The organism is Empedobacter brevis NBRC 14943 = ATCC 43319, assembly GCF_000382425.1.
Lineage (GTDB): Bacteria > Bacteroidota > Bacteroidia > Flavobacteriales > Weeksellaceae > Empedobacter > Empedobacter brevis.
Window position 1 is genome coordinate 476,436 of sequence record NZ_KB908291.1, and the last position, 22,539, is coordinate 498,974.

Consider the following 22,539-nt stretch of genomic DNA (forward strand, 5'->3'; position numbering starts at 1 on the left):
TTGGGGCGTGCCCCTTCGGGTCGGGCTATATGCTATATCTTTTCCTTCGCTACGCTGCGCAAAAGGATGCCGCTGCTATCCCTCACGCAAACGTCCTAAATAAGTACTAGAACAACTATAAATAAATAATATTAAAAAGCTCGAGTTAGAAATTTAAATCAGCGAAAGAAAAATTAGCCTTCTTAAGAAATGAAACAAAACATTTCATGTAATTATCTCTCTAAAAAGAGATTTATTATAAAATAAATCACCTTACTTTCCGTTAAATAAAGAAAACATATGAAATTTTTATTCCCTGTTTTCTGCTTTTTAGCAGTACTATCCACTTCTTGCAATGACGATGATTGCTATTCAGAACCTGAGCAAATTACATTTGAATTGTTAAATAGCAAAAATGAAAACCTCATAGCAAACGGTACCCTTACACTTTCCGATATTTTTATCTATGAAGAAGTTGATGAAAACACGAAACTAGGTATTTCTAAAAATAGAATTGAAAATAATTATTTAATCATCAATCCTGAGATTAGTCGTTTTAACGGGACCAAAAAATATGTATTTATCACAACTACATCTTCAAAATTTAATTTTGATATTTCTTCGTCAAGTGTAAAAGATTGTAAGGGCTATACAATAGATACAATAGCCTTCTACCCTGTTGAAGCTAAAAAAGAAAAGGCTGTTTATAAAATTATCCTATAAAAAAGGTTTAAAAAATTATTATAATTCCAAAATGAACAAGCTCTTTATACTTACGGTGTTTTTATTCTACTCCTGTGTCATTACGCCAGAATATCATTTTTTTACATTAAAAAATCTCACTGATTTTTCAGTGAAAACAACCGATAAATTTATTTTATTAAAAAACAATTTACCCCCTGGTTTTCAGGATTTTTCAAGAAAAATAGATGCCGATTTCTCTAAAATGATTACGACTATTTCAATTGACCCGTATTTAAATGATTATGACAATACAAAATATATAAGCCAGCTGAATGAAGACCTGCTGGACAGAATAAAAGATGATACAGAAAGTAATTACCTATTGCTCATTCAAACGATTCTGAAACCGGCTCCCGCATCATTAAAAAATTTCTCCTCTGTAACAACATACGAACAAAATAAAACAAGAGAGTATCATGTGATATTACGGCTTATAGACTTGGAAGAGAAAAAAGTTTTGTATTTAAAAGAATCTATTTCAAGAATTAAAATTCCTTATGATTATTCCACAATATCTCCGGATGAAGAGTCTCAGTTAATAAAAACATATGATATTCTTTTTAAAGATTTTGAAAAAAGCTATAGAGAAAAGACAAATTAAAGTTCCATCGTTTTCTCTGGATTTTTTATTATTTCAAAAAATCTTTGACTAATACGGGCTTTTTACTCCTGTTCAATTCTAAATTATACACGAATATCTACACAAATTTCTCTATATGGAGAAATTTGTGTAGATTTAAATGTCTTACTATTTACTATGAAAACATTTTATACAGTGCCGGCATTTCTGTTTATGAATTTTTGCGCCGGACAAGAAGAAAGCATTTACCTTAAAGGAGGCTTTGCCCATTTTGATGATACTGATGGCGTTGAAGTATCGCTGTCTTATAACCGGAAGCTCAACCGGTATTTAGATGCAGAAGTCAACTTTTCGTATGCAAGAACTTCTAATTACCCTTCCAACTATAATTTTTTAGCGTATACCGACAAAAATTACTGGTATACCAAAAGTAACGTATACGGCATTACGCCCCTGCTGAATATTGTATTTATAAGAGAACCAAAACATTATTTTTCGTTCTATGGAGGCATTGGCGTCATGTTTATTGATACGGCAGATAGCGCGAACCTACCAGTAGAGCAGAATGGTTTTATCTACCAGGCGCAGGTCGAATCGCAAACCGCATTGTCAAAATCAATCGGATTAAAATATTTATTTTATGTCCACACATTCGGATTTGGATTAGATGCCAAACTATTGTCACCCATAAAAAGTAATGACGCCTATTTCGGACAGGACAATTACCGTTCTGTCAATTTAATTCTTTCAAAAACATTTTAATATGAAACACTATGTAACACTAATACTAACCGCCTTACCTCTACTTTCTTATGCGCAGGATAAAAACGTTCGCATGGGCATTGAATACGGCTATTTTAACAGCTCTTTTCAACCCGCTTCTGAAGGAGGCAGTTATTTATCCGGATCGTTCGGCTATAAGATCAACAACGATTTCTGGCTGAACATTGACCTGCTTAAAATCACGGCAAAAGGAACATTTGAAGCATCGCCCTTATTTTTAAACAACAAAACAACCTATACGAATACCATAATAGCTCCCAATTTCAGCAAAGACTGGAAGTTATCCGATAAATTTGTTTTAACCCCGTCGTTAGGAGGTGCTCTTATCTTTGAACGTGCCATGGTGCCGGAAATTCAAACAAACGGTAACCAGTTAAACGGTATCAGCTTTTCCAACCAGGCCGAAACATTCAATGTCGGTTTATACGGCAACATTGCCCTGAAATACCAACTTGTCGATAACCTGTTTATCGGGGCAAATGTGAAATCCTATCTACCCATGAATTTTGAACCCGATGCCTTTTTAGCAGGCGCCTCTCTTGAGATGCGATTTTAACCGGATTAACTATAACCAGTTAATGCGTTTTGCTTTAGTTACCATGAACTTGTGATAAACTCATAGCTTCGTATTGTACTATTTCACTTCCCCGATATAATGGGACAAATTAAATTTAAAACCCTAAAACATGAAAACATTCAAATCATTACTATTTATCTTTTTTATTGGATTGGGAGCAGCCCATGCCCAAACAGACAAAAGCTACTTCGTAGACCTGCCATCGGCTAATCAGGATGCTGCCTTTGATAATGTCCTGCAACTCCTTCTTACGAGCGACTATTTTGTCCTCTCGGCGGATAAAGATTCAGGACTTATACAATGTAAAATTGTTCTGGACGACAGTAAAGTATTTACAAAATTGGAAGTAGCTATTCTCGAATACAACCTACTGATACGCGACAACTCAGGTAAAGGAGCACGAATATATATACAAGCCAATCTGAAACAAAAAATCCGCACTGTAAAAGTGAATAACAGCGGGGTTTTCAATGATGATAACGGTGTAACTAAAAAGCCGAAATATTATGACCCCTTGATAGCGTTTCTTACATCTAAATTGATGTAACACCTCTACAATACCTGGTCTGAAAACCATTGGGCCAGGATTATGTATAATTTAATGCCGGGCATGAATTTATAGTGCTATAGCGTGGCTATGCGATTGTGGCAGTGTTTGGCTAAACTAGCACTGCTGTTTTGTATAGAGCACTTTAGGTTTTTTGTATTTTTGTTTCGGACTGCTAATGCTGTCAGCTTCCAAAATTTATACAGCGTTTACAAAAATGAAAATAGAAACTATCAGTATAAACGACATCAAAATAGCCGAAGTAATTTCAGAAGATACTATCATCATAAACACTGCTTCGGACGGCTTGAACTTGCTAGGAAATTTATATTATCAAGGCTTTGACAAAATCATTATTCACGAAAAGAATATTACACCTGATTTTTTTTGACTTAAAAAATGGAATAGCAGGCGAAATACTTCAAAAATTTTCTAACTATCGTGTTCGGTTGGTAATCGTTGGCGACTTTTCAAAATACACCGGCAAAAGTATCAACGACTTTATGTATGAAAGCAACAAAGGCAGACAAGTTAACTTTATGGCGTCTCAATTGGAAGCCATAAAAGTATTATCAAATTAGGTAAATGCTAACATTTTAAGTCCTGTCATAAACGATTTATGTAAAACGTTATCGGATGGCTTTTGGTCGCCCTGTTTCCCTTTTTAGGATGCCATAGCTTAGCTATTCATCAGGAGCTATGAATTTTAACGCCTCGCCCAATGCTGTTTCATCAAAATATCGTTCTTCCAAAGCAGGGTTGAACAAATGAAGTATCTTATTCTCTAAATTAACGACCGACTTCATAAAGCCTGAATGAGATACAACGGCACAACGGCCTATTTTTCCGAAGTGTTTAATACCCCATAGTTCGCCCTCAAAAAAGCCTTTTAGCTTCATTTCTTTTATCGCCGACATATCTTTCACTTTGATAAGGATATTTACGTGCTGATATCCCTCCTTCAGCTTTTCCCCGAAAAGTTGCTCTATTAACAATGCATCATCTTCTGTAAATACCCCCAGCAACTCCAATGCAATTGCATTCTCTTTGAATTTTTTGATTTGATTTATCATGATTGGACTTGTTTGTAAAGTTTGTAAATGTTCTGTCTGTTGCCTAACAAAGTTAAAAAATAAATCAACCGGTTTGTTGTTTAGGAGTGCTTTTAGAACACCAAAATAAAACTCAATATCTAAAATTTTGCAAACGAACAAAGACCAGGATGTTCGTCCTTTTTATCGATGGTTCAAGAAAAGGATGCTTGTTTTTTTCTTTATGCGGTTGGCAAAAGCAAATACTTTATAATATCATTCTTCTTTGACCATTTCAAGCTTTAAACCACCGGAATAATAACCTTCTTGTGCAACGGTTCCTTCATAAACCAACTCTTCCTGCAGCCATGCTTTGTCTATATACCATTCATACATTCCGGTTCCTTTTTGCGCGTGTAAATCAACATAAATAACATAATCATCAGGAAGTATAACTCTGTGGTTTATATAAAAAGCATCTGCCGTTGCCTGTTGTTTATCATAAAGAGTAAGCCCTCCTTGACGTGTAACATTCGCATCCCCTGTTTGGGTGACCTGATAAACGCCTTTTATTTTCTGTTCTACCACTACTTCTTTTATGTTGATGGCGTTTGGGGTATCCGGGTCAAATAAATTATTACCGGCATTTGCGTGAGGGATAGCAGTGTAAAGCCCACAGCGAGGAACGAGCGAGGACTTGTAGCGAATAGCCCGACCCTTTGCGTTTTAGCCTCCGGTTTAAACCGTGGGATTAAAAGGCAAAGGGGCACGCCCGGAAAAAAACAATTTTTACCCGATGTTTAACCATCCAGCCCATGGTTTAAACCATGGGCTAGATGTTTTTTATAATCTTTCCGCATCAAAATCATAAACCGTTATATTTGTAAGACGATAAACGAACTGTGGACAACGAAAAGACAATCATGGCGCAATGGGTTGCTGCCTATGCGCAAAAACTGTACAACCGGGCATTCTACCTCCTGTCGGACCAGGCGGATGCCGAGGATGTGGTGCAGGATGTTTTTGTGGCTGCTTTTGAAAAAATGGACAGGTTCAGAAGCGAGAGTGCACCGCTTACGTGGCTGATGGGGATTCTTCATCATAAGGTGGCCGATCATTACCGACGGAAATACAAACACGAGCCGCAGGTGGCCGTTGATGCTTTTTTTGACGAGAACGATTTCTGGAAAAATCCTGATGCGGTACTGGCGGACTGGAGTGCTTTTGAAAAATCGGACGATGAAACACTGGAGGAGTATTTGGAACGCTGCCTTGAAAAACTGCCGCCCCGCTGGCTGATTCTCGTAAAACTGACCTACCTGCAGGAAAAAAAATATGCCGAAATCTGTCAGGAAACACAAATTTCAAAGACCAATTACTGGAAGATTCTGCAGCGAAGCAGGTTGCAATTGCGCGCATGTATTGAACAACACAACATTCAGCCATGAGAAACAATCTATCGAAAATAACACATTTTTTTATTCTTTCATGTGCGGAGGCCACACTTCTGCTGGAAAAAAAGCTGAACGGAGAACTTACTTTCGGACAGATTATCCGCCTGAAAAGTCATTTGGCAGTGTGCAAATGGTGCCGGTCGTACAACCGGAAAAGTCATTTGCTGCAGGAAGCACTACAAAAAATAATCAGCTCGGACAGTGAAAAACAAACGGATAAACCGCTTGATACCCAAAAGTTAACAGCGGGCATTGAAAAAAAATTAAAAAATAAATTGTCTTAACTGTCAGGATTCCGGGTTTGCTGCGACCATAGGTATAGAAACAATACATACAGCAAATTATGAAAGATTACAGCAACCCGGCTACAACGCCACTCGACCGTCAACTTTTTACCATAGGGTATTACAGCTCGCTTTTCGGCATTGCCCTTGTTTTAATATGGATAGGAATTTTTAAATTTACGCCTACCGAAGCAGCAGCCATACAGCCTCTGGTGAATTCGCACCCGCTGATGAGCTGGCTGTACAGTGTTTTGAGCGTGCAGGCGGTTTCGAACCTGATTGGCGTTATTGAACTGCTCACGGCACTTTGCATTCTGCTTTCTCCGTTTCAGCGGATCTTCCGTTATGCGGCAGCAGTGGGTATTCTGGCCACATTTGTCATTACACTGAGCTTTCTTTTTACCACGGGAAGCTGGAAAATGGTAGACGGCGTACCGGTAACCGATTTTTTTATTCTAAAAGATGTGGTTTGTCTCGGGTTTGGACTGATGATTGTGTCTTTTCCTGCTGTGAACATACATCGTTAATCAATTAAAAACAAACGTCATGAAAAATAAACGTAACATCACCGTATGGCTAACCCTGCTGGGAACCGTAATAAGCGGTTTCCTGACCCTGGGATGTATGGCTAAAAATAACAACTCTAAAACACAAACAGCTATGGCAACACCAAATCATGTACAAAACGGAAATACCGCAGAAATTTATTTTGCAGGCGGTTGTTTCTGGGGAACAGAACATTTTTTTAAACAAATAAACGGCGTACTCGAAACCAGTGCGGGTTATGCGAACGGAAAAACAGCGAATCCGGGGTATGAAGAGGTGTCGACAGACAAAACCGGTTTTGCCGAAACGGTAAAAGTCACGTACAACCCGGAAGTAGTCAACCTGGAATTGCTGCTGGATTTGTTTTTTAAAACAGTTGACCCGACGAGCCTGAACCAACAGGGAAACGACCGCGGTACACGTTATCGCACCGGCATTTATTTTACGGATAAAAGCGCACTGCCTGTTATTCAAAAGGCGGTTGACCGGTTATCGAAAGCATATAATAAACCTGTTGTGATTGAGATAGAACCGTTGCAAAACTTTTATGCGGCAGAGGATTATCACCAGGATTACCTGGATAAAAATCCGGGCGGTTACTGCCATATTAACCCTGCCTTGTTTGACCTTGCAAAAGAAGCAAATGCCCCGACAACCTATACCAAAAAAGACGACAAAACACTGCGTGCCGAGCTGACAAAAGAGCAATATGACGTAACGCAGCACAACGCAACGGAACGGGCGTTTGACAATGTGTACTGGGACGAGTTCCGTGAGGGCATTTATGTGGACATTACCACAGGCGAACCGCTTTTTATATCGACCGATAAATTTGAATCGGGCTGTGGCTGGCCGAGCTTTTCGAAACCGATTGATACCTCGCTGATAGAAGAGAAAAACGACCGTTCTTACGGCATGCAGCGCACAGAAGTCCGCAGTAAAACGGGAGATGCGCATCTTGGCCACGTTTTTAACGACGGTCCTAAAGACAAAGGCGGACTCCGTTATTGCATTAACAGTGCATCGTTGAAATTTATTCCGAAAGAGGAAATGGAAAAACAAGGGTACGGCAAATACATTTCGTTGCTTACGCCGAAAAAAAACGCTAAATAAAAAGCGACAGTAAACGTTCCATTTTAGATATAATAAAAAATCACGGCAGTTAAGTCGTGATTTTTTATGTGATCTATTTATAACCTCGCAACGAACAAGGCTATAGCAACAATAAAAAAGCAAGGGAATTAGAAACATAAATTAACAACTAATATGAATTATTCCCTTGCGAACGTCTCGTAGCAATTAAAACTCCTTAAATCTAAATTGCCAACTTTTCAAAGCTACTTAACTTTTTGTTATCTCTACTATTTTTTTAACTAATCTTTTATAAACTTAAAGATATCCATAAAACTACATTGAAAATAAAGCCGGAATTTCCGGCTTTAATTTTTTATGCGGTACACTTTACAGGCACTTCCCTCCTTTCGAGAAACAGCCGAAGTGCTATCATCACAAAAGCTAACATACCAAATACAAAACCCATCCAGGGCGTATACGCCACACCTTTTGTCACGATTATCCATCCGCCTGCGGTTGTGCCTAAAGTAATACCTAAATTTCCGAACGATGTCGATAAACTATTGGCAAATTCGAGACTGTCCGGAACGGACGAAATCATATAGGTAGAAGCATTCAGAAAGCTGGGAGAATACAGGAACCCCCAAATACCAATAACAACAACCGTTGCCTGGGTATTTCCTCCCGAAAAATGCAGCAGTATTGGCACAAGGATAGTTCCCGAAAGAAAAAAAGCTGTAGTTACAGTAATATTCCGGTTCAGCATTTTCCCGGCCACTTTCATCGAAAAAACACCGATAACACCAAATACCAGCATCATATAACTCACCATGGTAGTCTCCATTGCTTTAGCTCTGTTCAGGTATTCGGTAAAATAACTATACGTCGAAAACCAGGCAGCAATCATAAAGAAATTCATAGCCGTACTCACAATAAAAACAGGTTTTGCCAGGATTTTCAGCTGACTGCCGTATGATTTCTTTTCATTTATAGGCATCGGCGGCAGTACAAAATAAATACCCGCCAGCGCCGCCACACTCACAATCGCCTGTACCATAAACGAATATTCCCACGACCACATACTCGCCAGCCAGGTGGCAAACGGAACCGTGGTCACCATAGCCACTGCCACACCGCCAAATACAATACTCATCAATTCATTTTCATTCTGTTTATCAGCCTGAGAAACCGCTACGGATAAGGCTGTTGCAATATAAACCGGCTGCAAAAAAGCAGGCAGGATCCGCACCAGAAGCAAGAGCCAGAACGGCGGCGAAAAGAAAGAAACCACACCGGTGACCACAAAAACAGAAAGGGCCGCAAACATTATTTTTTTACGGTCGAACCCCGAAACCAAAAGCGTCATAAACGGACCCGTCAATGCAATAACCAATGCAAAAGCACTTAATAAATAACCTGCTTTGTCAATACTAATGCCGTAATGTGCCGCTATTTGCGGTAAAATTCCGATGACACCAAATTCTGTGGTAATAACCCCGACAAAGCCGAGGCTGCCGATATACGCATATTTTTTCATTGTTATAAATTCGTTTAAAATGAGCGTCAAAATTAGTGTGCAATCACTATTTTTGTAGGGTATACAGCCAAATGTGAGGTACTAACAAATTTGTAAGCCATGGGAAAAAGAAAGGAAAATTCAACCAATATGCTGAATGAAAAGACATTAATGGAATGCGAGTTACTCTATGCCGTTTGTAAAATCGGCGGACGCTGGAAACTACTGATTTTATGCAAACTGGAAAACGGAAAATTGCGTTTCAGCGAAATAAAACGGATTATCCCGCAGATTACCGAGCGCATGCTTGCCCTGCAATTGCGCGAACTGGAAAAAGACGGTTTGGTAAAACGTACCGTATACGCAGAAGTCCCACCACGGGTCGATTATGAATTAACGGATATTTCAAAAGAGCTGATTCCGGTATGGCGCCAGCTTGAAGACTGGGCGGTAAAACACAAAAAAAGTGTGGCGGAATAACAGTATGTTTCCATCCGCCGCTCCGCCCTACTTTTATATGTATGAATAACAGTTTTTAGTTGTGCAAAAGACGTGCTGCTGCATTGTCAACAGAAGCCTCGCTTTCAAAATATGTTTTTTTAATCTTCTCAAATAACGGCTCGTTTTGAAGCGTTTCCTGCAGCGTCGAACATAAAAAAGCATAATTGGTATACGTCGTTTCCGTTTTCAGAATTTTAGCCAGCCACTGCCACATCAGTTTTTCACCAATCTCTTTTTCTATGGCAGAAAAAATAACAGGTGCATAATAATACACATACAACTCGCGGTCTGCATATTCTGTTGCCGATTTTATGTGGCCAAACGGCACAACATGTGGTTTAAACTCTTGTAAATCGTCAATTTTCTCCTGTATTTTTTTCGTATACACCTCTTTTCCAATCACATTTTTCGTCAGTTGAAGTGCCAAATACTCTGCAAAACCCTCACTCATCATATCGCCCAGTTCCGCATTAAACACCTTGTAATTTCCGAAATAATAATGCCCCAGTTCATGCGCAATAAACGGACGGTACCAGTTTTGTATCTTAGGGTTAAACAAACTCTTTAAACCGTTGTCGCCCCAGCCAATACTAAAAATAGACGGATAAGACACAAAAAGCCAGCCGTTTTTCCTCGAAGTCGGCGTAGTGCTGATAAATACAGTAGCCTGCTCAAACGGAATACGAAGCTGAGCTTCATAGTATTTTTTAAACGTATTTATCAACGCACTAAACTCCTCCACCTGCTTTTTGTCTAAATCAGGATTTAAAATATATGTACCCCCCGTATTCGAATAGTCGTAATTCCCGCAAAAAATAGCCAGTTCCTGCGGCACCTCGCTTTTAAAACGCGCCGATTTCCCTTTTACCGGTAAATTCCCGTTAACATACAACGTACTGCAATCCGCACAAATAACCTCAATATCGTACCTCACCTTTTCAAACGCCTTATCTTTATCCCTATCGTACAACACAGGATACCAGGCCGACTGCGCACCGTCTGCCCGTACCGAATTATGATTAAACGCAATATTTCCTTTCCAGTCCTGCGCACTGTAATCCGCAATCGTATCCTTCACAACCGGAAATTTGCCCACATACTTTAGCTGTAGCGATTCTGGCAAAAACGTCCCTTTCCGGGTATTATCAGCAAAATAATAAGCCGACGATTCCCCCGTTGACGTCGAATCTTCCAGCGATTTGTCATAATTAATCAGGAAATCACCCGGTTTCTTACTTTTGAAATAAAGCAGATTCATTCCGGAATTCAGCCGGATAAAATAATTTTTCAAAGGCGGAATATCATGCAACGTCAGATCACTGTCAAACGTCCCGTTTTTTATCGAAATAGTAACCGTTCCCGTAAGAAGCGGCTGTTTTTCCTGAGCATAAAGCGACAGCGATACCAGCATTGCCGCCAGTACTAAAAAAGTGTTTTTCATATCAGTGTTTATTATCGTGTCAGCAACCTTAAAACCATCGCTTAAGATTACGTTTAAATGTAATTATTTTAATTGAAATGTATCCCCCTGACGACCATTTTTATAATGAATTTTAAATTTTTGGGCGTGCCCCTACGGGTCGGGCTATATGCTATATCTTTTGCTTCGCTGCGTTGCGCAAAAGGATGCCGCTGCTATCCCTCACGCACCTTTCCCCTTTAATCCACCGTTTAAACCGTGGGTTACGTATGTGGTATAAGAAAAATAAAGTATATTCGTAAAACGCTTTACTTTACGAAACCATAACCAAAACACTTTTAAGCATGAAAATATGGGCAGAAACAGAACGGCTTATTTTAAGAGAAGTAGACTACACAGACCAAAACGACTTGTTTGAAATGGACGCTGATCCGGAAGTTCATTTGTATATCGAAAACAACCCGGTAAAATCAATCGGCGAAATAACAAAAGCCATTGAAATGCTTAAAAAACAATACAAGGAAAATGGCATTGCACGCTGGGCAGTAGTTGACAAAACAACAAACGAATGTGTAGGCTGGTGCGGACTAAAATATTTTAACCAGCCGTTAAATAATCACCACCATTTTTATGAACTTGGATACAGGTTTAAGAAAAAACACTGGGGAAAAGGTTTTGCTACCGAATCTTCAGCAGCCGTATTGGATTACGGCTTTAAAAACCTGGATACAGATAAAATATATGCCATAACCGACCCTGAAAATATAAACTCGAAAAAAGTGCTGACAAAACTGGGGTTTGACTTTCAGGAAACGTTTGATTATGAAGGCGACCCGACCGACTGGTTTGAATTAAAAAAAGCAACCTGGGAAACTAAAAAGCTGAACCGCTAACACTTTATAGTTTTTTTTATAAGTTGTTGTTTTCTGTAAAAACCTGACAACCAAATGTAACCAACTGTCAAATACGTTGTCTTTAACTAAAAAGAGTTTATGAAAAAACCATTTTTATACCTTGCACTTTGCATGTTCCTGTCTTGCGTCACATCACAAAAGGAAATTAAAAATACAAATGCCCCTACCGTTATAGTAGGAACCATTCATGTACCCACAGCTAAAATAAATGCCGATTCAATCTATACGATTCTTAACCGTTTTAAACCGGATATCATTCTTGTGGAAGCCGAAGCGACTATTTTTGAAAAAGAAAACACCTTTAAAAGCACATTTGACGGAATGGACAGCAATGAATTTCAAGGTATTATAAAATATCAAAAAGAAAATCCTGCTGTTGAAATTAAACCCGCTGAGTTGGAAAACCGAAATAAAATACGGGAACAACTGGGAATTTATGCCGAAGCCGGGTTTGTTTTTTCAGAAGTGGACAGAATTAAAGAAGAAGGAAAATTATCTGATGCCGAAAAGGCCATTAGTACCGATTTTGACAACTATTGGGATTCAGCAACGCACGTAAGTAAACAAGATTTAAAAAGTATTAATGCTACAAAATCAGATAGTATCATCAGTCATTTAATGCAGTTTCAATACCACAAAGTAGGCACTATTATCAATCAGCACAGCGAATTTACCCATAAAAAAATCAAAGGCAGCAATGGAGACAGCCTGTCCTACAAAGACTATTACACGAAATGGGCACACTTTGAAGGTAAAATACGAAATGAAGGCATTGCAAAAAATGTTTTAAAGTACCGTAAACAGCATCCAGACAAAAAGATACTTTTGTTGGTCGGATTCAAACACCGGTCTTTAATCAAGCACTTTCTTGAAAAGCAAATACAACTTCAGGAATATTATGATTAGAGAATGACAGTTAAGAGTTGACGCATAAAACAGAAATAGTAATTTTAGCCCGAGTTGTACATGAAACAAAAAACACAATATTTAGGAATTGCTCTTGGAGCAATTTATGGATTGCTAATCCGAATTTTAGGCGATCAGGAAAACCTTGAAGATTTTTACAATATTTACAGTATTAGTTTTTTGTGGATAACACCAATTATAATTGGGTTGTTTCCTATTTTATTTTCATCAAACGAAATATACAAATCGAAAATTAAACTATTCTTTTATCCTATCATTACCGTCATTCTTTTTTTCATAATTGCCTTAATTACCAGAATGGAAGATTTGGTTTGTCTTTTAATTATTGGTTTACCTTTTTTAATTATCGCCGGAATTATTGGGCTTTTACTCGGTGCTTTTGTGAAAAATAAAGTAAAAAACAAGAAACTATATTCAATCCTTTTAATTCCTCTGTTGCTAAATCCGGTTGAAAATTTAGTCCCAAATAAAATCGAAAGTTATCATGTTTCATCTGAAATCATTATCAACAAAAGTAAAGAAGACATATTTCCAAACTTGTTAGACGTTCCGGCAATTTCAGAAAGCGATTATACAAATGGTTTTTATCAGAAAATCGGAATTCCCCGACCAATAAGTTCTGAAATGTTTACACATGAAAATCAATTGTATCGCATCGGAAATTTTACAGACCATTTGAAACTATACGAATATGTTTCCGAAATGAAAACTGATGAATTTGTAAACTTCAAAATAGACCTTTCAAAATCGCAATTACGAAATACTCCGACAGATAAACATTTGCTAAAAAGTAATTATTTCAATTTTGAAAATATAAATTACACCTTAGTAGAGCTTTCCGAAAATAAAACGAAAGTCACGTTGAATTGCGACTATAAGATTGAATCTAAAATGAATTTTTATGCACATTTTTGGGCTAAGAATATTATACAAGATTTTGAGGAACGTTTACTAAACGCTCTAAAAATTACACTTGAGAATGAGGGTCAATACTCAAATGTCCTATAAAAATCTGTAAAATAACTTTCTTAGAAATGCTTAAAATAGTCGATGAATAAGAATATAACAGCGTTTCTGGATTTTTCGATTAAACATTCAGATCAACATCTCATACCTTATAAAAAAACTCTTCTTTAAAGAAGAGTTTTGTATACTAATTGGTTTTTACTAATTCAACCCGGCGGTTTTTGGCTTTGTTTTCTTCCGAATCATTTGCTACCAATGGTCGATCTGCACCATATCCTTTAGCTTCTAAACGAGTTTTATCTATATTTTGATTAATCAACGTAATCATAACAGCATTTGCTCGTTCTGAAGAAAGTTTCTTGTTATGGAGAGCCTCTCCCGAATTATCAGTGTGACCTTCAATGGAAATTTTTAAACCTGTATCTTTCTTTAACGCTTCCGAAATTTGTTTAATGACCTCATTTCCTTCCGGTTTTATAGTCGATTGATCAACATCAAAATTGATGTATACAATAGACTTTCCTTTTTCCGAAAGATCTTTTACAATGTCATCTGCAGTTACTTTTTTAATCGTTTGTTCCATCGCTTTTTCTTGCAATATATTTAGCTTTCCTCCTGCATTTCCAGCTGAAAACTGCACATAAATGGTACCTTCTTCTTTACTTCGGATAACATAAAAATTAATATTTTCATCGGCATATCCCATATCGCCTTCATCTCCTTTATTCGGGTCCTGCTTACTGTAACGTTCATACTCTTCTCTATCTATTGATCCATCAAACACTTTTACAGCCCCTATAGAGTTCAGGTAATCTTCCAAACTTTTCTCAAAATAACGTTTCGAGAATTGCTCTCCTTCTTCTGCTGTTACATTTATTTTATACAACTTTCCTTCAAAAGGGGTCATTTTCCCATTAACAGGAAAAAAACACACATCGAAATTTTTTTGCAAAGGTTTATTTAATGGTTTCAGTCCTTTTGGTAAAGTAAAATATGGAAAGTCTCCTAGATCTGCTTCAGAATAAGGAACATTTTCGATGTTAAAATCAATTGTAGAGCTACTTTTCACCGAATCGTTACTGGAATTGGCTTCTGTTGCTCCAACTGAATCTTTATTTTCATTCATTGGTTGTTTACATGCAAACATTACAAGTCCTGTAATGAATAAAAGTGTAATTTTTTTCATTGAAAATTAATTTTAGAAAATCTACTTTAAAGATCGAATAAAAAACTAGATAAAACAATTATAATTGATTGATAATTATTCCACTATATCTTTATTGATTAAACATCTTATATAATCATTTAAATGATATTTAGTAAATATAAATTTTAACAAATCAAAAGTAATCGATATTCATTATCATTTTCTTTGGGGGCTCTGTGTACACAAGGTAAGACTTGCTGTTCCGGATGATCTACAGCCAATCGCCAAAGATTTCCTACACCCAAATTAATGGATTTTGCATTTGGTTTTGGTTGATAATGTAAATCAAAATAGTTTTCTTGAAGAAAAGTTTCAAATTCATCTTCTGCTCCGTCGTGAAGCTCTCTCAGTTTTTCTCTAATTGCCGGAACCAAGATTTTTTGTTCAACTTTATCATTTGGAATAATATCACTCGAAGCTCCATAATAGGTACATAAATAAGTATCTGTGCCTATTGGTGAACGATCTATATGAAAAGAATAAACATCAGTAGAGATAAAATCAAACTCATTATCACGTTCGTATGACTTTAATAAATTTAACGAAGGTAATGCTCCAAAATCTATTAAATTCTTCATATCATTTAGAATAATTTCCCTCGCATTATTTCCTTCTTCTGATAAATTTAAAGCCTTAAGATCATCAATTGTAATTTCTGTGATATTTTCTTTTAGCTGAAGTTGTGAAACAATTTCTTCAAAATTTCCTTCCAACTCTCTTTGCCAGCAAATCGCATTCACTTTCCCATAGAAATTAGTTTTAACAAGCTCAGAAAAAGTTGAAACGGTTCTAACTTGTTGATGCTTAGAAAATCTATTGTCCATATTTTGAAGAAGTTTTTTAATTATAATAGGATGCTCTAAAAATAAATAATTTATGTGATTTATGGTATCCTATTTTCTTATCCTTATTTTAAATAAAAGAATTCATAAAACAGAAATAGATTAAAAATTATTTTCAATCAATAGGATCGTTTTAAATGATTTAGTTTAAATAGTACATCACATTTACTTTGCTTTCCATAAAAATACCCCAAAAAATGAATCACAATTTTTTGGGGTAGTATAAAATACTTTTTTTGTTTAATTTTTTAAAGGTATTATTTCGATTTGAATTGATTAATCGCATTAATCGTAAATTCAGAAAGCACTAATTCACCTGAAATCTTAGCACGTTCAATCAATAATTTATTCCAATTTTCTGTTCCTTCCCACGAAACACGCTTTAGGTGTCTCATCGCATCCGGATTAGAATTAGCTAATCTTTTAGCTAAAATCTGAATTCCTTCATCCATTTCAGCAGCACTTGCATAAACTTCTGCATATAATCCTTTCTCTTTTGCCCATTCAGCTGATTGAAATTCTGTTGCATTAATTGCCATTTGCGTAAAAGCTGAATTTCCTACTTTACGTTCTACAGCTGGTCCAACAACAAATGGTCCGATACCTACTGCTAATTCTGATAATTTAACCGAAGCAAACTCTGTTGCAAATGTATAATCGGCAGCCGAAGCAATACCTACTCCACCTCCAACAGCTTTCCCCTGAATACGTGCTAAAACAAATTTTGGTGCTTTACGAATTGCATTGATGACATGTGCAAATCCTGAAAAGAATTCTAAACCAGTTTCGCGATCTTTGATTGAAATTAATTCATCAAAAGAAGCTCCGGCACAGAAAGTTCTGTCTCCGGCACTTTTCAGAACAATTACTTTTACTTCTGTATCGTTTCCTAATTTTTCAATTTCAGCTGCTAAATTTCTTAACTGACTTCCTGGCATCGAATTACTTTGCGGGTGAAAGAATTCAATTGTACCAATTCCGTTTTGTATTTCTGATTTTACGTATGCTTCCATTAATCTTCTTGATTTATTTTTTTAACCATTGTTAAAATTGTTGCAATTGCCACCGTTTCTCCTGTTTCATCATAAACGTCTACTAACCAGCGAACAATTCCTTTTGCCACATCATTTTCATCTTTTTTCTCTTGCGAAATTTTCTCTTTACAAGTGAAGCGAACGCCAATGGTAGAACCTGGGTAAACCGGTTTTACGAAACGACACTCATCTAAACCATAATTTAATAAAACCGGTCCTTTTTTCGCTAAAACGAATAAACCAGCCGCTTTCGATAAAATATAATATCCGTGGGCAACATTTTGTTCAAATATAGTACCTTCTAATGATGTTGCATCAACATGAGCATAAAAGTTATCACCTGATAACGCTGCAAATGCATTGATATCTGATTGTTGAATCGTATGTTTGGCTGTGATTAATGTATCGCCAACTTCTACTTCTTCAAAATATTTTGCGAAAGGATGTTTATCTTCTTCGATATAATCTGCACCGTACTGATATTGTTGTGTGACAGCTGTCAATTTGTTCGGTGATCCTTGAATTGCAGTACGTTGCATATAATGTAGAACTCCTCGTTTTCCTCCCATTTCTTCTCCACCTCCTGCACGTCCCGGTCCTCCATGAACTAACAATGGAAGTGGTGAACCGTGTCCGGTAGATTCTTTGATACATTCAGCATCTAAAATCACAATACGTCCATGTAAAGAACCTGCATTTAAAACAAATTCAGTAGCGATATCATTATCAGCAGTCACAATAGAACAAACTAATGACCCTTTCCCCATACGAACCAATTCTATCGCTTCTTCAATTCCGTTGTAAGGAATAATTGTAGAAACCGGTCCGAAAGCTTCAATATTATGAACATCTGTTTTGTTGAATGGATCATTGTTTAAGAATAAGATTGGAGAGATAAAAGATCCTTTGCTTTTGTCTGCTCCTTTCACTTCAAAGTTATCTAAATTACCAAAAACAATTTCTTGTGATTTTGCTAATTCTTCTACTTTCTCACGAACTTCTTTCACTTGTGCAGCACCGGCTAAAGCTCCCATGCGAACTCCCTCTACATTTGGATCGCCAATAGTAGTAGTCGCCAAACGTTTACCTAAGGCTATTTGAACATCTTCTACTAAATGTGTCGGAACCAATGCGCGGCGAACTGCTGTACATTTTTGTCCGGCTTTCGTCGTCATCTCCCGTGTAACTTCTTTGATGAAAATATCAAATTCAGGAGAACCCGGTTTTACATCTTCTCCCAATACACAAGCATTTAGAGAATCTGCTTCCAAGTTAAAAGGAACTCCTTCTGACGTAATTCTTGGATGTGCTTTTAACATTTGTCCTGTTGAAGCTGAACCTGTAAACGTAACCACATCTTCTGATTCTACGAAGTCTAAAATTCCATTTGCCGAACCTGTGATTAATTGTAAAGCTCCTTCTGGTAAAATATTTGATTCAATAATGGCACGAACAACCGTTTCTGTTAAGAAAGAGGTGATTGTTGCAGGTTTAACAATTGCAGGAACCCCTGCTAAAAAGTTAACTGCAATTTTTTCTAGCATTCCCCAAACCGGGAAATTGAATGCATTGATATGAATGGCAACCCCTCGTTTAGGCGTTAAAATATGAGTTCCCACAAAAGTCCCATTCTTTGATAATTTATGTGTTTCTCCTTCTACATAAAAAGGTTGATCCCCAAATTGACGACGTAAAGAAGCATTTGCAAATAAATTTCCAATTCCTCCTTCTATATCAACCCAACTGTCTGCACGAGTTGCTCCGGTTGCCCAAGAAACAGTGTAGAATTCTTCTTTTCTTTCCATTAGGTATAATGCTAATTTTTTCAGCATTAAACCTCTTTCCTGGAAAGTCATTTTACGTAATTTAGGAGCGCCTACCTTACGTGCATAATCCATCATCGCTCCGAAATCTAATCCAGCCGATGACGCCGTAGCAATCTCATCTCCTGTAATTGCATTATATAACATTTGCCCTTCAGACGAACCTTTTGTCCATTGTCCTAAAGCATAATTTTCTAATTGATTAGCCATTTTTATATTTTGTTTGATTTGATTAATGATTTGAAGTAAAATCTTACTTTGTCTCGTTCCATGTTTTATAATTCGAAGCCATCGAATCATAGTAATAATCAGGAACTTCTGTCAATGGTTCACAAGGTTTTAAACTTTCATGACAATCCTTTGGCAACTGCATATATTGTTGCGTTCCTTGATCTTTCCATTCAATCATTTGATCCGAAACCTGTTTTACAATTTTTGCCGGGTTTCCTACCACTACACTTCTTGTCGGAATATGTGTATCTGCTTTTATAAAAGTTAAAGCACCAATAATACACTCATCTTCAACAATGACATGATCCATTACCACTGCGTTCATACCTACCATGCAATTTTTTCCAATGGTTGCACCATGAATAATTGCACCGTGACCAATATGAGCTTTTTCTTTTAACCGAACCGTTGTTCCCGGAAACATATGAATGGTACAATTTTCTTGCACATTGCAATTATCTTCAATAATAATTTGTCCCCAATCTCCACGTAATGCACAACCAGGACCAATGTAAACATCTTTCCCAATAATTACATTTCCCGTAACCACAGCTTGTGGATGAATAAAAGCTGTTGGGTGAACAACCGGTTTATATCCTTTGAATTCGTAAATCATTATTCTAATATAGTTTTTCGTTTAACGAAATTTGAAGTTAGTATTAGTTGAAAAGCTAACTTCGAATTTCTAATAACTATTTTATGCTCTTTCAATCACCACTGCAAAACCTTGCCCCAATCCAATACACATTGTCACTAATGCATAACGTTTACTTGTTGCCTGCAATTCATAAGCAGCAGAATTTAAGATACGAGCTCCTGACATTCCAAGCGGATGTCCTAAAGCAATAGCCCCTCCATTTGGGTTGATACGAGAATCATTATCAGATAATCCAAACTCACGTGTACATGCCAAAGATTGTGCAGCAAACGCTTCATTTAATTCGATAATGTCAATATCATCAATTGTTAATCCGGCATTTTTTAGCGCTATTTTAGAAGCATTAACAGGTCCGATTCCCATGATGCGAGGTTCAACACCAGCCACACCTGAACTTACAATACGCGCCATTGGCGTCAAACCAAAATCTTTGATTGCTTGTTCAGAAGCTAAAATATTTGCGGCTGCACCATCGTTTAAACCGGAAGCATTACCCGCAGTTACTGTTCCATCTGCTTTAAAAGCAGGACGTAATTTAGAAAGAATTTCCATTGTTGTATTATTCTTTGGAAATTCATCTGTATTAAAAATAACCGACTCCCCTTTACGTTGAGGAATTAGAACCGGCATAATTTCTTTTGCTAAACGGCCATTTGCTTGAGCTTCTGCCGTTTTTTGTTGTGACCAAACAGCGAATTTATCTTGATCTTCACGAGAAATATTATCACGTTCGGCTAAGTTTTCCGCTGTATTTCCCATTCCATCAACACCCCACATTTCTTTCATTTTAGGATTAATGAAACGCCATCCAAAAGTAGAATCATAAATTTGTGCATCTCCTCCAAATGGAGAAGCTGATTTAGAAACCACTAAAGGCGCACGTGTCATCGATTCTACTCCACCAGAAATCATTAGTTGTGCATCACCAACTTGAATTGCTCTTGAAGCAGAAATTGCTGCCGATAATCCCGAAGCACATAAACGGTTAACCGTTTCTCCCGGAACTGTATAAGGCAAACCTGATAATAAAGCCGACATACGAGCAATGTTACGGTTATCTTCTCCTGCTTGGTTTGCATTTCCTAAAATCACATCGTAAAATGCAGCGGGATCAATTGATGGATTTCTTTTTAATAATTCGGCAATTACCATTGCGCCCATATCATCCGGACGAACAGCAGATAATCCACCTTTTAATTTACCAATTGGAGTTCTAACTCCATCTATAATATATGTTTGGTTCATTTTTTATCATTTAAAGGTTAGCGGTTAAAGCTAAACAACACGTTAAGCGAAAACCGTAAATCATTAATCTTCTTGAATTAAAGGTTTACCTGTTCTAAAACAAGTTCCTTTAAATAAAGCAATTAACTCATTATTTTGATTCGTTACTTTAATATCGTAAATACCCGTTCTTTTGGTTGAAGAAATCTCTCGAGATTCAATTGTAAAAATATCTCCATCTCTCCCAGCTTTCGTAAACGAAATATGAACATCCAAAGCAACCGAAATATTATTGTACATATTACATGAAAAAGCGAATGCAGAATCTGCCATTGCAAACGTCACACCACCATGAACAGAACCTACTCCATTCATCATTTCCGAACGAATTCTTGCTTGTAATTTTGCATAACCTTCTTTCGCTTCAATTACTTCTAAACCTAACCATTCACTAAATTTATCGTGGTCAAGCATTCTATTCAATAACTTTTGTGGTTCCATCTTCTTTGATAAATGTTAGTAAAATGTTTTATTTTCTTTGATCATGTTACGGATAATTGGACTCAAACGGTAACGATCTTCGTGATAATAATGATACAATTCATCCAAATCATTCTTCACATTCTCGATTCCATATTCATCTGCCCATTTCAATAATCCTTTAGGATAATTTACACCTTTCGTCATCGCTGTATCCAAATCTTCGCGATTAGCAATATTCAGGAATAAAGCGTCTGCAGCTTCATTAATCAACATAACTAAAATACGTTTGTAGATTTTCTCTAATAAAACTTGGTTTTGCGACGGCGATTTTCTCTCAGCTCCTTCTGCATAATTGTAAAATCCACGGCCGGATTTTCTTCCGTAGAATCCTGCTTCGAATAAACGTTTTTGAGAGAATGAAGGTTTAAATTTTGGATCATAAAAAAATGATTCAAAAACTGATTCTGTCACACGATAATTGACATCATGTCCGATAAAATCCATCAACTCGAAAGGTCCCATTCGAAATCCACCCAAAGAAGTCATTGCAAAATCAATTGTTTCAACATTAGCCATACCCTCTTCCAAAATACGGATTGCTTCACCATAAAATGGACGTGCTACTCGATTTACAATAAATCCGGGTGTATCTTTTGTAATAACCGGTAATTTACCAACCGATTGGATCAATGTTCTTATTTCTTCAGCTAAACCATCACGCGTTTGTACAGCAGGAATAACTTCTACCAAAGCCATTAATGGTGCAGGATTGAAGAAATGAATTCCAATTACTCGTTCGGGTTTTGAACAAGCCGAGGCAATTGAAGCGATTGATAATGAAGAAGTGTTTGAAGCTAAGATACATGTTTCAGAAACGATTTCTTCTACTTGTTTGAAAACAGATTTTTTAATTTCTAAATTTTCGATAATAGCTTCAATCATCAAATCGATATCTGCAAAAGCTTCTAAACTTCCTACATACTCGATTGAATTTTGAATTTCTTGTGCTTTTTCAGCAGTATATTTTTCTTTCGCAACTAATTTTTCAAAAGTCTTTGCTAAATTTTGTTTTGAGCGGTCTAATGCCTCTTGATTTGTGTCATATAAAACAACAGTGTTTCCGGTTTGAGCAAAAACTTGCGCAATACCAGATCCCATTGCTCCACCACCAATAATTCCTATTTTTTTCATCTC

Annotated in this window: 27 protein-coding genes; 15 read left to right on the forward strand and 12 right to left on the reverse strand. The window is 36.9% G+C overall.

Going from position 1 to position 22,539, the window contains the following annotated elements; genetic code table 11:
- Window positions 1-279: 279 nt before the first annotated feature.
- The 7 genes from H277_RS0102510 to H277_RS19455 all read left to right on the forward strand — a co-directional run bounded on the left by H277_RS0102510 (window position 280) and on the right by H277_RS19455 (window position 3,791).
- The gene (locus H277_RS0102510) at window positions 280-702 is read left to right on the forward strand and encodes a hypothetical protein (RefSeq protein WP_019973996.1); all 423 of its coding nucleotides are present in this window, start codon (window positions 280-282) and stop codon (window positions 700-702) included.
- A gap of 130 nt (window positions 703-832) precedes the next feature.
- Complete coding sequence (locus H277_RS0102515) at window positions 833-1,324, forward strand: hypothetical protein (RefSeq protein WP_019973997.1); 492 nt, start codon at window positions 833-835, stop codon at window positions 1,322-1,324.
- A gap of 156 nt (window positions 1,325-1,480) precedes the next feature.
- The gene (locus H277_RS0102520) at window positions 1,481-2,065 is read left to right on the forward strand and encodes a hypothetical protein (RefSeq protein ID WP_019973998.1); all 585 of its coding nucleotides are present in this window, start codon (window positions 1,481-1,483) and stop codon (window positions 2,063-2,065) included.
- A 1-nt stretch (window position 2,066) separates the two neighbouring features.
- Complete coding sequence (locus H277_RS0102525) at window positions 2,067-2,642, forward strand: hypothetical protein (RefSeq protein ID WP_033422497.1); 576 nt, start codon at window positions 2,067-2,069, stop codon at window positions 2,640-2,642.
- A 130-nt stretch (window positions 2,643-2,772) separates the two neighbouring features.
- Window positions 2,773-3,210 (forward strand): hypothetical protein, encoded by a 438-nt coding sequence (locus tag H277_RS0102530; protein WP_019974000.1) that lies wholly within the window; start codon window positions 2,773-2,775, stop codon window positions 3,208-3,210.
- A gap of 217 nt (window positions 3,211-3,427) precedes the next feature.
- Window positions 3,428-3,601 carry a DUF4180 domain-containing protein gene (locus H277_RS20595; protein ID WP_338107158.1) on the forward strand — a complete coding sequence of 58 codons (174 nt, stop codon included), beginning with the start codon at window positions 3,428-3,430 and terminating at the stop codon, window positions 3,599-3,601.
- Complete coding sequence (locus H277_RS19455) at window positions 3,552-3,791, forward strand: DUF4180 domain-containing protein (protein WP_307723991.1); 240 nt, start codon at window positions 3,552-3,554, stop codon at window positions 3,789-3,791. The genes H277_RS20595 and H277_RS19455 overlap by 50 nt, the downstream gene beginning before the upstream one ends.
- A 102-nt stretch (window positions 3,792-3,893) precedes the next feature.
- Here H277_RS19455 and H277_RS0102540 read toward each other — a convergent pair whose 3' ends face one another.
- Together H277_RS0102540 and H277_RS0102545 are read right to left on the reverse strand one after the other, a co-directional pair.
- Window positions 3,894-4,283 carry a SpoIIAA family protein gene (locus tag H277_RS0102540; RefSeq protein ID WP_026357368.1) on the reverse strand — a complete coding sequence of 130 codons (390 nt, stop codon included), beginning with the start codon at window positions 4,281-4,283 and terminating at the stop codon, window positions 3,894-3,896.
- Between the two features lie 234 nt (window positions 4,284-4,517).
- The gene (locus H277_RS0102545) at window positions 4,518-4,829 is read right to left on the reverse strand and encodes a hypothetical protein (protein ID WP_019974003.1); all 312 of its coding nucleotides are present in this window, start codon (window positions 4,827-4,829) and stop codon (window positions 4,518-4,520) included.
- Between the two features lie 335 nt (window positions 4,830-5,164).
- Here H277_RS0102545 and H277_RS0102555 point away from each other — a divergent pair, with 335 nt between their 5' ends.
- From H277_RS0102555 to msrB, 4 genes are all read left to right on the forward strand, one after another.
- The gene (locus H277_RS0102555) at window positions 5,165-5,689 is read left to right on the forward strand and encodes an RNA polymerase sigma factor (protein WP_033422542.1); all 525 of its coding nucleotides are present in this window, start codon (window positions 5,165-5,167) and stop codon (window positions 5,687-5,689) included.
- Window positions 5,686-5,979, forward strand: a complete 294-nt coding sequence (locus tag H277_RS18500; RefSeq protein ID WP_019974006.1) for a zf-HC2 domain-containing protein — start codon at window positions 5,686-5,688, stop codon at window positions 5,977-5,979. Before H277_RS0102555 ends, H277_RS18500 begins: the two co-directional genes overlap by 4 nt.
- A gap of 59 nt (window positions 5,980-6,038) precedes the next feature.
- Window positions 6,039-6,506 (forward strand): DUF417 family protein, encoded by a 468-nt coding sequence (locus H277_RS0102565; RefSeq protein WP_019974007.1) that lies wholly within the window; start codon window positions 6,039-6,041, stop codon window positions 6,504-6,506.
- Between the two features lie 97 nt (window positions 6,507-6,603).
- Window positions 6,604-7,638 carry a peptide-methionine (R)-S-oxide reductase MsrB gene (gene msrB, locus H277_RS0102570; protein ID WP_019974008.1) on the forward strand — a complete coding sequence of 345 codons (1,035 nt, stop codon included), beginning with the start codon at window positions 6,604-6,606 and terminating at the stop codon, window positions 7,636-7,638.
- A 334-nt stretch (window positions 7,639-7,972) separates the two neighbouring features.
- Here msrB and H277_RS0102575 read toward each other — a convergent pair whose 3' ends face one another.
- Window positions 7,973-9,136 (reverse strand): MFS transporter, encoded by a 1,164-nt coding sequence (locus H277_RS0102575; protein WP_019974009.1) that lies wholly within the window; start codon window positions 9,134-9,136, stop codon window positions 7,973-7,975.
- 99 nt (window positions 9,137-9,235) lie between these two features.
- Here H277_RS0102575 and H277_RS0102580 point away from each other — a divergent pair, with 99 nt between their 5' ends.
- A complete protein-coding gene (locus H277_RS0102580; RefSeq protein ID WP_019974010.1) occupies window positions 9,236-9,595 on the forward strand; it encodes a winged helix-turn-helix transcriptional regulator in 360 nt (119 codons plus the stop codon).
- Window positions 9,596-9,650: 55 nt separating this feature from the next.
- Here the strand turns inward: H277_RS0102580 and H277_RS0102585 are convergent, their stop codons facing one another.
- Window positions 9,651-11,057 (reverse strand): gluzincin family metallopeptidase, encoded by a 1,407-nt coding sequence (locus tag H277_RS0102585; protein WP_019974011.1) that lies wholly within the window; start codon window positions 11,055-11,057, stop codon window positions 9,651-9,653.
- A gap of 323 nt (window positions 11,058-11,380) precedes the next feature.
- Between H277_RS0102585 and H277_RS0102590 the strand changes: the two genes are divergently transcribed.
- The 3 genes from H277_RS0102590 to H277_RS0102600 all read left to right on the forward strand — a co-directional run bounded on the left by H277_RS0102590 (window position 11,381) and on the right by H277_RS0102600 (window position 13,885).
- Complete coding sequence (locus H277_RS0102590) at window positions 11,381-11,929, forward strand: GNAT family N-acetyltransferase (protein WP_019974012.1); 549 nt, start codon at window positions 11,381-11,383, stop codon at window positions 11,927-11,929.
- 99 nt (window positions 11,930-12,028) lie between these two features.
- A complete protein-coding gene (locus H277_RS0102595; protein ID WP_026357370.1) occupies window positions 12,029-12,856 on the forward strand; it encodes a hypothetical protein in 828 nt (275 codons plus the stop codon).
- A 60-nt stretch (window positions 12,857-12,916) separates the two neighbouring features.
- Window positions 12,917-13,885: a hypothetical protein gene (locus H277_RS0102600; RefSeq protein ID WP_019974014.1), complete on the forward strand. Its 969-nt coding sequence runs from the start codon at window positions 12,917-12,919 to the stop codon at window positions 13,883-13,885.
- A 145-nt stretch (window positions 13,886-14,030) separates the two neighbouring features.
- Here the strand turns inward: H277_RS0102600 and H277_RS0102605 are convergent, their stop codons facing one another.
- From H277_RS0102605 to H277_RS0102640, 8 genes are all read right to left on the reverse strand, one after another.
- Window positions 14,031-15,029: an OmpA family protein gene (locus H277_RS0102605; protein WP_019974015.1), complete on the reverse strand. Its 999-nt coding sequence runs from the start codon at window positions 15,027-15,029 to the stop codon at window positions 14,031-14,033.
- A 146-nt stretch (window positions 15,030-15,175) separates the two neighbouring features.
- Window positions 15,176-15,874 carry a DUF1826 domain-containing protein gene (locus H277_RS0102610; protein ID WP_019974016.1) on the reverse strand — a complete coding sequence of 233 codons (699 nt, stop codon included), beginning with the start codon at window positions 15,872-15,874 and terminating at the stop codon, window positions 15,176-15,178.
- Between the two features lie 275 nt (window positions 15,875-16,149).
- Entirely contained in the window at window positions 16,150-16,905 is a 756-nt protein-coding gene (locus H277_RS0102615) for an enoyl-CoA hydratase/isomerase family protein (RefSeq protein ID WP_019974017.1), read from the reverse strand.
- Complete coding sequence (paaZ, locus tag H277_RS0102620) at window positions 16,905-18,959, reverse strand: phenylacetic acid degradation bifunctional protein PaaZ (RefSeq protein WP_026357371.1); 2,055 nt, start codon at window positions 18,957-18,959, stop codon at window positions 16,905-16,907. The genes H277_RS0102615 and paaZ overlap by 1 nt, the downstream gene beginning before the upstream one ends.
- Before the next feature lie 43 nt (window positions 18,960-19,002).
- The gene (locus H277_RS0102625; RefSeq protein ID WP_019974019.1) at window positions 19,003-19,596 is read right to left on the reverse strand and encodes an acyltransferase; all 594 of its coding nucleotides are present in this window, start codon (window positions 19,594-19,596) and stop codon (window positions 19,003-19,005) included.
- An 81-nt stretch (window positions 19,597-19,677) separates the two neighbouring features.
- Window positions 19,678-20,883: a 3-oxoadipyl-CoA thiolase gene (gene pcaF, locus H277_RS0102630; RefSeq protein WP_019974020.1), complete on the reverse strand. Its 1,206-nt coding sequence runs from the start codon at window positions 20,881-20,883 to the stop codon at window positions 19,678-19,680.
- A 63-nt stretch (window positions 20,884-20,946) separates the two neighbouring features.
- Window positions 20,947-21,363 carry a hydroxyphenylacetyl-CoA thioesterase PaaI gene (gene paaI, locus H277_RS0102635; RefSeq protein WP_019974021.1) on the reverse strand — a complete coding sequence of 139 codons (417 nt, stop codon included), beginning with the start codon at window positions 21,361-21,363 and terminating at the stop codon, window positions 20,947-20,949.
- A gap of 15 nt (window positions 21,364-21,378) precedes the next feature.
- The gene (locus H277_RS0102640) at window positions 21,379-22,536 is read right to left on the reverse strand and encodes a 3-hydroxyacyl-CoA dehydrogenase NAD-binding domain-containing protein (protein WP_019974022.1); all 1,158 of its coding nucleotides are present in this window, start codon (window positions 22,534-22,536) and stop codon (window positions 21,379-21,381) included.
- Window positions 22,537-22,539 lie beyond the last annotated feature (3 nt).

Coding starts and splice junctions, on each gene's coding strand:
- H277_RS0102510 (WP_019973996.1), top strand. CDS start 280: ATGAAATTTTTATTCCCTGTTTTCTGCTTTTTAGCAGTACTATCCACT.
- H277_RS0102520 (WP_019973998.1), top strand. CDS start 1,481: ATGAAAACATTTTATACAGTGCCGGCATTTCTGTTTATGAATTTTTGC.
- H277_RS0102525 (WP_033422497.1), top strand. CDS start 2,067: ATGAAACACTATGTAACACTAATACTAACCGCCTTACCTCTACTTTCT.
- H277_RS0102530 (WP_019974000.1), top strand. CDS start 2,773: ATGAAAACATTCAAATCATTACTATTTATCTTTTTTATTGGATTGGGA.
- H277_RS20595 (WP_338107158.1), top strand. CDS start 3,428: ATGAAAATAGAAACTATCAGTATAAACGACATCAAAATAGCCGAAGTA.
- H277_RS0102540 (WP_026357368.1), bottom strand. CDS start 4,283: ATGATAAATCAAATCAAAAAATTCAAAGAGAATGCAATTGCATTGGAG.
- H277_RS0102555 (WP_033422542.1), top strand. CDS start 5,165: ATGGCGCAATGGGTTGCTGCCTATGCGCAAAAACTGTACAACCGGGCA.
- H277_RS18500 (WP_019974006.1), top strand. CDS start 5,686: ATGAGAAACAATCTATCGAAAATAACACATTTTTTTATTCTTTCATGT.
- H277_RS0102565 (WP_019974007.1), top strand. CDS start 6,039: ATGAAAGATTACAGCAACCCGGCTACAACGCCACTCGACCGTCAACTT.
- msrB (WP_019974008.1), top strand. CDS start 6,604: ATGGCTAAAAATAACAACTCTAAAACACAAACAGCTATGGCAACACCA.
- H277_RS0102575 (WP_019974009.1), bottom strand. CDS start 9,136: ATGAAAAAATATGCGTATATCGGCAGCCTCGGCTTTGTCGGGGTTATT.
- H277_RS0102580 (WP_019974010.1), top strand. CDS start 9,236: ATGGGAAAAAGAAAGGAAAATTCAACCAATATGCTGAATGAAAAGACA.
- H277_RS0102585 (WP_019974011.1), bottom strand. CDS start 11,057: ATGAAAAACACTTTTTTAGTACTGGCGGCAATGCTGGTATCGCTGTCG.
- H277_RS0102590 (WP_019974012.1), top strand. CDS start 11,381: ATGAAAATATGGGCAGAAACAGAACGGCTTATTTTAAGAGAAGTAGAC.
- H277_RS0102595 (WP_026357370.1), top strand. CDS start 12,029: ATGAAAAAACCATTTTTATACCTTGCACTTTGCATGTTCCTGTCTTGC.
- H277_RS0102600 (WP_019974014.1), top strand. CDS start 12,917: ATGAAACAAAAAACACAATATTTAGGAATTGCTCTTGGAGCAATTTAT.
- H277_RS0102605 (WP_019974015.1), bottom strand. CDS start 15,029: ATGAAAAAAATTACACTTTTATTCATTACAGGACTTGTAATGTTTGCA.
- H277_RS0102610 (WP_019974016.1), bottom strand. CDS start 15,874: ATGGACAATAGATTTTCTAAGCATCAACAAGTTAGAACCGTTTCAACT.
- H277_RS0102615 (WP_019974017.1), bottom strand. CDS start 16,905: ATGGAAGCATACGTAAAATCAGAAATACAAAACGGAATTGGTACAATT.
- paaZ (WP_026357371.1), bottom strand. CDS start 18,959: ATGGCTAATCAATTAGAAAATTATGCTTTAGGACAATGGACAAAAGGT.
- H277_RS0102625 (WP_019974019.1), bottom strand. CDS start 19,596: ATGATTTACGAATTCAAAGGATATAAACCGGTTGTTCACCCAACAGCT.
- pcaF (WP_019974020.1), bottom strand. CDS start 20,883: ATGAACCAAACATATATTATAGATGGAGTTAGAACTCCAATTGGTAAA.
- paaI (WP_019974021.1), bottom strand. CDS start 21,363: ATGGAACCACAAAAGTTATTGAATAGAATGCTTGACCACGATAAATTT.
- H277_RS0102640 (WP_019974022.1), bottom strand. CDS start 22,536: ATGAAAAAAATAGGAATTATTGGTGGTGGAGCAATGGGATCTGGTATT.